The organism is Thermomonas sp. (genome assembly GCF_041919455.1).
GTDB lineage: Bacteria > Pseudomonadota > Gammaproteobacteria > Xanthomonadales > Xanthomonadaceae > Thermomonas.
Window position 1 is genome coordinate 1 of the sequence record NZ_JAYRTQ010000039.1, and the last position, 9,881, is coordinate 9,881.

At 67.6% G+C, this 9,881-nt stretch carries 11 protein-coding genes; all 11 read right to left on the bottom strand.

Annotated elements, in window-relative coordinates:
• The coding region (purD, locus tag ACE3T8_RS14735) for a phosphoribosylamine--glycine ligase (RefSeq protein WP_374610198.1) at positions 1-742 on the bottom strand (742 nt) is incomplete at its 3' end.
• Between the two features lie 19 nt (positions 743-761).
• The gene (locus tag ACE3T8_RS14740) at positions 762-1,499 is read right to left on the bottom strand and encodes a 2OG-Fe(II) oxygenase (protein WP_374610200.1); all 738 of its coding nucleotides are present in this window, start codon (positions 1,497-1,499) and stop codon (positions 762-764) included.
• 4 nt (positions 1,500-1,503) lie between these two features.
• On the bottom strand, positions 1,504-3,093 hold the full coding sequence (purH, locus tag ACE3T8_RS14745; protein ID WP_374610202.1) for a bifunctional phosphoribosylaminoimidazolecarboxamide formyltransferase/IMP cyclohydrolase: 1,590 nt from the start codon (positions 3,091-3,093) through the stop codon (positions 1,504-1,506).
• Positions 3,094-3,152: 59 nt separating this feature from the next.
• Positions 3,153-3,416 (bottom strand): DNA-binding transcriptional regulator Fis, encoded by a 264-nt coding sequence (gene fis, locus ACE3T8_RS14750; RefSeq protein ID WP_374610203.1) that lies wholly within the window; start codon positions 3,414-3,416, stop codon positions 3,153-3,155.
• Positions 3,417-3,568: 152 nt separating this feature from the next.
• Positions 3,569-4,078 carry a DUF3426 domain-containing protein gene (locus ACE3T8_RS14755; RefSeq protein ID WP_374610205.1) on the bottom strand — a complete coding sequence of 170 codons (510 nt, stop codon included), beginning with the start codon at positions 4,076-4,078 and terminating at the stop codon, positions 3,569-3,571.
• Entirely contained in the window at positions 4,075-5,001 is a 927-nt protein-coding gene (prmA, locus tag ACE3T8_RS14760; protein WP_374610207.1) for a 50S ribosomal protein L11 methyltransferase, read from the bottom strand. Before prmA ends, ACE3T8_RS14755 begins: the two co-directional genes overlap by 4 nt.
• Positions 5,002-5,048: 47 nt before the next feature.
• Entirely contained in the window at positions 5,049-5,777 is a 729-nt protein-coding gene (locus ACE3T8_RS14765) for a hypothetical protein (RefSeq protein WP_374610209.1), read from the bottom strand.
• A gap of 67 nt (positions 5,778-5,844) precedes the next feature.
• Positions 5,845-7,167, bottom strand: a complete 1,323-nt coding sequence (locus ACE3T8_RS14770) for a hypothetical protein (RefSeq protein WP_374610211.1) — start codon at positions 7,165-7,167, stop codon at positions 5,845-5,847.
• A gap of 73 nt (positions 7,168-7,240) precedes the next feature.
• Positions 7,241-8,608, bottom strand: a complete 1,368-nt coding sequence (gene accC, locus ACE3T8_RS14775) for an acetyl-CoA carboxylase biotin carboxylase subunit (protein WP_374610212.1) — start codon at positions 8,606-8,608, stop codon at positions 7,241-7,243.
• A 6-nt stretch (positions 8,609-8,614) separates the two neighbouring features.
• Positions 8,615-9,109: an acetyl-CoA carboxylase biotin carboxyl carrier protein gene (accB, locus tag ACE3T8_RS14780; protein WP_374610214.1), complete on the bottom strand. Its 495-nt coding sequence runs from the start codon at positions 9,107-9,109 to the stop codon at positions 8,615-8,617.
• Positions 9,110-9,126: 17 nt separating this feature from the next.
• The gene (gene aroQ / locus ACE3T8_RS14785; RefSeq protein WP_374610216.1) at positions 9,127-9,567 is read right to left on the bottom strand and encodes a type II 3-dehydroquinate dehydratase; all 441 of its coding nucleotides are present in this window, start codon (positions 9,565-9,567) and stop codon (positions 9,127-9,129) included.
• Between the last annotated feature and the right edge of the window lie 314 nt (positions 9,568-9,881).

Below are 9,881 nucleotides of genomic sequence, written 5' to 3' on the forward strand. Positions count from 1 at the left end.
TCACCCGCGCATGCACCTCCGGCGTGACCACCGGTGCCGGCGAGTAGGCGCCCATGCCGCCGGTGTTCGGGCCGGTGTCGCCGTCGCCCACCCGCTTGTGGTCTTGCGAGGTCGCCATCGGCAGTGCCGTGTGGCCGTCCACCATCGAGATGAAGCTGGCCTCCTCGCCATCGAGGAATTCCTCGATGACCACGCGCGCGCCGGCATCGCCGAAGGCGTTGCCGGACAGCATGTCGCGCACCGCGGCTTCGGCCTCCTCCAGCGTCATCGCCACGATCACGCCCTTGCCGGCGGCCAGGCCGTCGGCCTTGATGACGATGGGCGCGCCTTTCTCGCGAATGTAGGCGAGCGCGGCATCGACCTCGGTATGCACTTCGTAGAACGCGGTCGGGATGCCGTGGCGCTGCAGGAACGCCTTCGCGTAGGCCTTGCTGCCTTCCAGCTGCGCGGCGGCGGCGGTCGGCCCGAAGATGCGATGACCGGCGGCGCGGAAGCGATCGACCACGCCCGCGACCAGCGGCACTTCCGGGCCGACCACGGTCAGCGCGATGCCTTCGCGTTCGACCAGCGCGAGCAGGCCGTCGATGTCGATGACTTTCACGTCCGCATTCCGGCAGCGCGCTTCGGTGGCAGTACCGGCGTTGCCCGGCGCGACGATCACTTCCGACACGCGCGGCGACTGCGCGAGCTTCCACGCAAGCGCGTGTTCGCGGCCGCCGGCACCGATGACGAGAACCTTCATTGCGATGTGTTCCTTGCGCTCATGCTTCGCCCGGGCGCGTCTGCCAGAGCGTGGAATGGTCGGGGCCGCGTTCGTGCTCCGGACGGCCGTTGGAGTAGTAGTAGAGCGCCAGCGAGCGGCGGGTCACGCCGTCCGGGCAGCGCAGCGCATCCGGCATGCCGTGGTACGAGTCGCGGGTGGTGGAGAACACCACGCAGCGATTGGCGATCGGCGCGATGCGTTGCACGCAGGCCTGCATGCCGCGGTCCCACAGTTCCAGCGCGCCGCCCCAGTCGTCGTCCCAGGTCGGATTGAGGTAGAGCAGCAGGTTCAACCGACGATCCAGGCCGGTGCCCGGCAGCTTGTTGAAGTCGGCATGCACGCGCAGTTCCGCGCCGGGCAGGTATTGGTGCAGGCCGCCGCCGGTCATGTGCGGATCCGGCAGAAGGCCGGCGATCCCGGTCAGTCCTTCCAGCCAGCGCAGGAACGGTCCCGAGTTGAAGGCATGCACCAGTCCGCGCAGGGTCGGGCCGAATGCGCCTTCGTTGCTGTAGCCGAGTTTTCTGGCCTGGGCGGTGCGGCCTTGCGCGTCGACCGCGTCCGCGCGGCGCCAGTCGGTGATCTGTTCGGGGGCGGGGAACTCCGCCATCGCCTGCGCGAGCGTGCCGGCATCGAGGAAATCGTCGATGACGATGTGCGGGAACGGCGCCGCATCGGCATAGCGCGCGGCATCGGCCTCCAGGCGCGCGATGTGCTCGGGCAGCCGTTCGAGCGACATGGACTCAGTGCCGGAAGTGGCGCACGCCGGTGAACACCATCGCGATGCCGTGTTCGTCCGCCGCGGCGATCACCTCGGCATCGCGCATGGAACCGCCGGGCTGGATCACCGCCTTGATCCCGGCCTCCGCCGCGGCGTCGATGCCGTCGCGGAACGGGAAGAACGCATCGCTGGCCATCACCGAGCCCTCGACCTGCAGGTTGGCATCGTGCGCCTTGATCCCGGCGATGCGCGCGGAATACACCCGGCTCATCTGCCCGGCGCCGACGCCGATGGTGCGGCTGTCCTTCGCGTACACGATCGCATTCGACTTCACGAACTTCGCCACCTTCCAGGCGAACAGCAGGTCGCCGAACTGCGCCTCGGTCGGCGCGAGCCTGGTCACCACCTTCAGGTCGTCGCGGGTGATGACGCGATCGTCGGCGGTCTGCATCAGCATGCCCGAGCCGACCCGCTTGGTGTCGATGAAGCCGGGCGAGGCCTTCGCCATCGGGATGCGCAACACGCGCACATTGGCCTTCTTCTTCGCGTACGCCAACGCCTCGTCGTCGTAGTCGGGCGCGATCAGCACCTCGACGAACTGGCGGTCCAGGATCGCCCTGCAGGTCGCGGCATCAAGCTTCGTGTTGAACGCGAGGATGCCGCCGAACGCGCTGGTCGGGTCGGTGGCGTAGGCGAGCTCGTAGGCGTCGCCGCAGGCTGCGCCCACCGCCACGCCGCAGGGATTGGCGTGCTTGACGATCACGCAGGCCGGCACGTCGAACTGGCGCACGCATTCCCACGCGGCGTCGCTGTCGGCGATGTTGTTGTAGCTGAGTTCCTTGCCCTGCAGCTGGGTGAAGGTGGCCAGCGAACCGGGTGCCGGCCACAGGTCGCGGTAGAACGCCGCCTGCTGGTGCGGGTTCTCGCCGTAGCGCAGGTCCATCACCTTGACGAAATTGCCGTTGGCCTGCGCGGGGAACTGCGCGTGCGTGCCGTCGTCTTGCTTGGCGGACAGGAAGTTGCTGATGCAGGCATCGTAGAAGGCGACGTTGTTGAACGCAGAGACCGCGAGCGCGAAGCGTGTCTTCGCCGACAGCGTTCCATCGTTTGCATTCAATTCGTCGACGATGCCGGCGTACTGCGCCGGATCGGTCGCCACCGCGACGCGTGCGAAGTTCTTCGCTGCGCTGCGCAGCATCGCCGGGCCGCCGATGTCGATGTTCTCGATCACGTCCTCGAAGCTGCTGGACGGATCCATCGACACCTTCGCGAACGGATACAGGTTCAGCACCAGCAAGTCGATCGCGTCGATGCCGTGCTCGGCCATCACCGCATCGTCGACGCCGGCACGGCCCAGCAGGCCGCCGTGCACCTTGGGGTGCAGGGTCTTGACCCGCCCGTCCATCATTTCCGGGAAGCCGGTGTGGTCGCTGACGTCCGTCACCGCCAGGCCGGCGTCGCGCAGGGCTTTCGCGGTGCCGCCGGTGGAGAGCAGTTCCACGCCGCGTGCGGCGAGCGCGTTGGCAAGATCGAGCAGGCCGGTCTTGTCCGACACGGACAGCAGGGCGCGGCGAATGGCCACGGACGGACCTTCGGAGAGGTTGGCGGTCATGCGGGGGTCGCGCGGTGGGGAGCGCGGATTATAAGCGCGTCGTCACGCCGGCAAGGTGATCACGACGACAGCCCGTAGTCCTTGAGCTTCTTGCGCAGGGTGGCGCGATGGATGCCGAGCATGCCGGCGGCGCGGCTCTGGTTGCCATCGCAGTGGCGCAGCACTTCCGCGAACAGCGGGATCTCCAGCTCGCGCAGGGCGATGTTGTAGAGGTCGTCGGTGTCGCAGCCGTCGAGGTCGCGCAGGTAGCGGCGCACGGACGTGGCGACATGGTCGCGCAACGGCGCGCGGCTGACGTCCTGGCGGTCGGCGGTCACGTTCAAACGGGGGCCCCTCGGTGCGACCGCATCGGTTCGCTTTCGATGCGGGGGAGGGAGTCTAGCGCGATGCACGACGCAGTGTGAGTGCGTTGGCGCATTCATCGCGAAAAAATCCGCGATGCAGCGAAACCGCGCCGCCGTTCAGGCGGGCGCGATCAATCGAACCGGAAGTCGAAGGCGACCACGTTCGGCGCCGGTTCGATGATGTCGAACGCCAGTTGCGAGGCCTGGCCAGGTGCCAGCAGCGTCGACGATGGCGCATCGCCGAGGTAGTCGTGCGGCAGGAAGCGGCGCGTGCCCAAGGTGCGATTGTCCGCATCGGACAAGGTGAGGATCAGCGCCGGCCATGGCTGCGCCCAGCGCGCGTCGTTGCGGAAGCTGGCCTGTACGCGCAGCACGCCGGGGCGCTCGGGCACCGCGATGACGTCGCGCGCGAGCATCGTGAACGCGGTCGGTTCGCGCCACGGTGGGAGGCTGCATCCGATCGCATCGCATGCCGTCTCGACCACCGGTCGCAGTTGTGCAATCGCGGCCAGCGTGGCGCGTTCGCCGAAGAACAGTTGCCCTGCCAATCCAAGCGTCAGTAACGCCAGCAACCACCATTCGCCGCGGCGACGCACGGCCACGGGCGCATCGTTGAGGGCGAAGCTCGGGGTGCGGCTCATGCGCCCACCGGGTGCGTGTTGCGCACGCCATCGATGCGCATCCAGTCCTCGTCGCGTTCCACGCGCAGCGCGTCGAACCACGGCGCGAATCGCAGCAGCAAGTCGTCTTCCTGTCCGGCCAGGATCCCCGACATCGCGATGCGTCCGGAAGGCGCAGTGCGCGCGGCGAGCGTTTCCGCCAATGCATCCAGTGCCGAGGCGAGGATGTTGGCCACGACCACCGGATACGCCGCGGCGGGTTCGTCCGCGGGCATGAAGGTGTCGATGCGGACGCCGTTGCGTTCGGCGTTGTCGGCGGTGGCGATGATCGCCTGCGGGTCGTTGTCGACGCCGGTCGCACGCGCGGCGCCGAGTTTCATCGCGGCCAGCGCCAGGATGCCGCTGCCGCAGCCGAAGTCGAGCACATCGCGTCCCTGCAACCCGCCATCCGCCGCAAGTGCATCGAGCCAGCGCAGGCACAGCGCAGTGGTCGGATGGGTGCCGGAACCGAAGGCCAGGCCGGGATCCAGGCGGATGATCGCGGCATCGGCCGTCGCCTCGGCGGGCACGTCATGGTTCCACGGCACGATCCAGGTGCGCGCGCCGAACTGCATCGGCTGGAACTGGTCCATCCAGGCGCGTTCCCAGTCCTGGTCCTCCACTGTCTCGAAGCGCACCTTCGACCAGTCCAGCCCGGGATCGAAGGCTTCCATCGCTGCCAGCAGCACCAGCCCGTCGGTCTCGGCCGGGAACAGGGCGGTGATCGTCATCTCGTCCCACAGCGGGATCTCGCCCACGCCCGGTTCGAAGATCGCCTGCTCGTCGGCATCGTCCAGGTGTGCATCCTGCAGGCTCACCGCGAGCGCGCCGACGTCCTCGAGCGTGCGCTCGTAGCGGGGCTGGTCGGTTTCGCTGCAGGGCAGGGTCAGTTGCAGGTAGGGCATGGCGGCAAGTATTGGCCATCGCGGCCGCGGCGGGAATGGCCGCGCGCTCAGGCCTCGTGCAGTTCCTGTGCGTGCCGGGCCACGATCCAGGCCTGCCGGCGGCGCAGGATGCGCACCCCGCCGACCAGGTAGTTGAGGCTGAAGAGCAGGGTCAGCCCGATCAGCAGCAGGTGCCAGCCATCGTCGATGAAGGCCCGGGGATAGGCATGCACGAGCCACCAGGCCAGGCCCTGGAACGCCACTGCGGCCGGCATCATGAAGACGATGTTGACCCGCTGGTCGTGCAGGATGTCGGCCAGCAGGGCTTGTTCGTCCGCGGTGCCGAAGTCGGCGGCATGCGCGCGCACCACCCGCGTGTCGTAGGCATACAGCCCCCACACCGCCAGCGCATACAGCGTGTTGAGCGCGAACCAGCGCTCCGGGTGGGCGACCTGGCTGAGCGCTACCGCCTCCAGCAGGGTGGCACCGAAGTAGACGAAGGTGTGGCCGAACTCGAGTGGCCAGCCGATGAAGGACAGCGTGTGCACCAGCGCGCGCGACCAGAAGATCAGCACCACCAGCAGGCCGGTCAGCACGTAGGGCCACGCCTGCCATTGCAGTTGCACCAGCGGCTCGACGCTGGCGGCCGCCAGCACGCCCAGGGCCAGGCCCTGGATGATGCTGATGAGGGTCAGTTCGATGTTGACGACCGCGGCATCCAGCGCGCGCTTCGCGCTGGAGCGCGCGGAGGCCGGTGGCCCGTCCTGCACTGCGTCGCGTGCTGTGGTCTGCGGCATGGCGGCTTGCCCGGTGGCCCGTCGCCATGGTCGCCGCGCGAACGCACGGCGACAAGTCCGGCACCGATCAGCCGCCCAGGATGCCTTTCAGCAGGCCCTTCATGCCCGGCTTTTTCTGTTGCGACTCTTGCTGGCCTTCGCCTTCTTCGCTCTCCATCTGCTGCATGCCGCCGAAGTCCAGGCCGAGGATCGCGCTGGCGCTGGAACGGGCACGCAGGCGCACGCTCCATTCCGGGTTCCACGGCAGCTTGGGATCCGCCGGCTTGGGCGGGTAGGTGATCCAGCTCTCGGGGCCGTAGGCGGTCATGCTGAGCATGCCGGGCATGGTGGCCTGCTGGCCCTCCACGTTGGAGGTGCCCGCGAAGATGCCCTTGGGAATGGTGCAACTGGTCGCGGTCGAGGCCAGCAGGACCTTCTGCTTCAGCCATTTGTCGAGCTGGCCGGCGCTCAGGTTGGTATGCAGGTCCTGGCCGGCGCCGGGGACTTCCGCGCTGCTCCAGAGCGTCATCGCGTAGGAGTTTTCGCCCAGCACCTGCATGTGCATGCCGGTGATGTGGTAGCCGCGGGCGCGCTCGACCGTGGGCCAGCTCAGGCCGATCGCGTCGGTCATCTCGCCCTGCGTGCGCAACGCGAGCTTGGGCATGAAATCCGCGGTCTCCTGGACCTGGAACTGCATGGACGCGGGGATGCCGTCGCCGGTGATCCGGTGGTCGCCGGCCAGGCGCGCGCCGTTGGGTACTTGCTTGCCGTGCTTGCGATTCGGCCAGTACACCCAGCCCGGCTTGAGATCGATGTCGCGATCCTGCACCGGGATGGTCTTCGACAGGCTGCCGCTCTGCTGGAAATCGACGCCCTGCATGCTGCCCATCGGGTTGTTGGGGTCGATGCTCTTGTTGCCGCCCTTGATCGTGAAGGAGGCGACCTTCGGCTGGCCCTTGCGCACGCTGGCACCGCAGCCCCAGTACTCGGTGATCTTGACGGTCACGTCCGGGATCCTGCCGGGCGGCGTGCTGCCTTGGGTCGGCTTGGTCGGGTCGATCGGGATCAGGGTCAGCGACTTGCCGAGCTTCAGTCCGCCCGGGATCTGGTCGGCCGCCTCGATGCCCGGCTTCAGGCTGTTGTGCAGGGCAATGTCCAGGTACTGCCCGGTCATGCCGCCGGCGCGCGTGGTCGGATACGTCGGCTTGCCGGTGTCGGCACCGCCCATGCGGCGCGCCATGAAACCGCCCAGCCCCCCCATCATCCCACCCATGCCCGGCATCCCGGCCATGTTGTGGGTGAGCACGTCGATGTAGAGGTTGGTCGGCGGGTTCTTGTTCTGCTGGCTCGACGCGGGCAGGGCGACGAGCGTGGCGGCGAAGGCGAGGTACAGGGCGTGGCGGCGTTGCATGGCGGCTCCGGACGACGGGTCGATACCCACTGTAAAGCGGAAAATCGGCCCGGAAGCGGTCATGCCGCCGAGATCAGAGGATCGACAACGCCTTTTCCTTGCGCTCGGCCAGGCGCTTTTCCAGGTAATGGATGTTCTGCCCGCCCTGCGCGAAACCGCCATCCGCAAGGATGCGTTGCTGCAGCGGCACATTGGTCTTGATGCCGTCCACCACCATCTCGCTCAGCGCTACCCGCATGCGCGCGATCGCCTGCGCACGGTCGGCACCGTGGACGATCAGCTTGCCGATCATCGAGTCGTAGTTCGGCGGGACGCGGTAGCCCTCGTAGATGTGCGAATCGACGCGCACGCCGGGGCCACCCGGCGAGTGGAAATGGCTGACCAGGCCCGGCGAGGGCATGAAGGTGTCGGGGTCTTCCGCATTGATGCGGCACTCGATCGCATGGCCCTTCAACACGACATCGCTCTGCTTGATCGACAGCTTGTGGCCGGACGCGATCAACAGTTGTTCGCGGACCAGATCGATGCCGGTGACCAGTTCGGTGACCGGATGCTCCACTTGGATGCGGGTGTTCATCTCGATGAAATAGAAGCGGCCGGCTTCGTACAGGAATTCGAAGGTGCCGGCGCCGCGATAGCCGATGCGCAGGCAGGCGTCCACGCAGACCTTGCCGATCTCGGCGCGCGCTGCCTCGGTGATGCCGGGCGCGGGCGCTTCCTCGACCACCTTCTGGTGGCGGCGCTGCATCGAGCAGTCGCGCTCGCCCAGGTGGATGGCGTTGCCCTGTCCGTCGGCGAGCACCTGGATCTCCACATGCCGCGGGTTCTCCAGGAATTTCTCCATGTAGACCATGTCGTTGCCGAACGCGGCCTTGGCTTCCTGCTTGGTGGTGCTGATCGCGTTGGCCAACGCGGCCTCGGTATGCACCACGCGCATGCCGCGCCCGCCGCCACCGCCGGCGGCTTTCACGATCACCGGATAGCCGATCTCCGCGGCGATGCGGATATTGGTCGAGGTATCGTCGCCCAGCGGGCCGCCGCTGCCGGGCACGCAGGGTACGCCCGCGGCCTTCATTGCGCGGATCGCCTCGACCTTGTCGCCCATCAGGCGGATCGTGTCCGCTTTCGGCCCGATGAAGACGAAGCCGGACTGCTCGACGCGTTCCGCGAAGTCCGCGTTCTCCGACAGGAAGCCGTAGCCGGGATGGATCGCCTGCGCATCGGTGACCTCGGCGGCGGCGATGATCGAGGCCATGTTGAGGTAGCTCTCGCTGGACGGCGCCGGGCCGACGCAGACCGACTCGTCCGCCATCGCCACGTGCTTGAGGTTGCGGTCCACGGTGGAATGCACGGCGACCGTGCGGATGCCCAGCGCATGGCAGGCGCGCAGGATGCGCAGCGCGATCTCGCCGCGGTTGGCGATGACGACCTTATCGAGCATGACCGATCACCCGATCACGAACAGCGGCTGGTCGAACTCGACCGGCTGCCCGCTCTCGCACTTGATCGCCAGCACGGTGCCGGAGACGTCGGCCTCGATCGGATTGAACATCTTCATCGCCTCGATGATGCCCAGGGTCTCGCCGGCCTTGACCGCCTGGCCCACGCTGACGAACGACGGCTTGTCCGGGGACGGGCTGGCGTAGAAGGTGCCGACCATCGGCGCGCGCACCACGTGGCCGGGCGGGAGATCCGCATGCGGCTTGTGCGAGCCACCGGTGGCGGCCTCCGACGGCGAATGCATCGGCATGACCGGTGCGGGTGCGGGTGCGGCGGGCGCAGGCGCGGCGACGTGCTGCACCATCGGCGCGGTGGCCTGCATGTAGCCACCCTTGGGCACGCGCGCCAGGCGCACGGATTCCTCGCCTTCCTTGATTTCGATCTCGGCCAGGTTGGATTCTTCCAGCAGGTCGATCAGCTTCTTGATCTTGCGCAGGTCCATGGAACGGTCCTCTTGGGTCAGGCCGCGAGCCGCGCAAGCGCGGCATCGAGGGCGTAGCGATAGGAATCGGCACCGAACCCGCAGACCACGCCGACCGCCTTGTCGCTGAAATAGCTGTGCTGGCGGAAGGGCTCGCGGGTATGCGGGTTCGACAGGTGGATCTCGATGAAGGGGATGGCCACCGCGGCCAGCGCGTCGCGCAGGGCGACCGAGGTATGGGTGAAGGCGGCCGGGTTGAACAGGATGAAGGCGGTGCCGTCCAGGCGGGCGGCATGGATGCGCTCGATCAGCACGTGTTCGGCGTTCGATTGCAGGGAGTCCAATGTGTGTCCGGCCGCGTTGGCGCGGCTTGCCAGGTCGGCATCGATGTCGGCCAGGGTCGTGCGCCCATAGACCTCCGGCTCGCGGGTGCCGAGCAGGTCGAGGTTGGGGCCATGCAGGACCAGCAGCTGCGCCATCGACAAAGCATGTCCGAACGGGCACGCAGTGTCGCGCAGGCCGGCGATGCTGTCCAGTTCGGCGAACTTTCCTCGGATTACAGAATTTTAAGCGCTTGTTTGAGCGAAGGCTCTAAACTCAGGCTTGCCAGGACATCCAATGTAGGAGCGGCTTTAGCCGCGATTGGCGTGCGGGCTCGCGGCTAAAGCCGCTTGTGTCTTGGATTTGCCCTAGTGTGTGAAGTGAGAGCGGAGTGCGGGACGCCGACAGGCCGGAGTGCTCGCAAGCACGGGTAGGAGCAAGGGCGCCCGCACTCCATCACCAGATCAAGCCC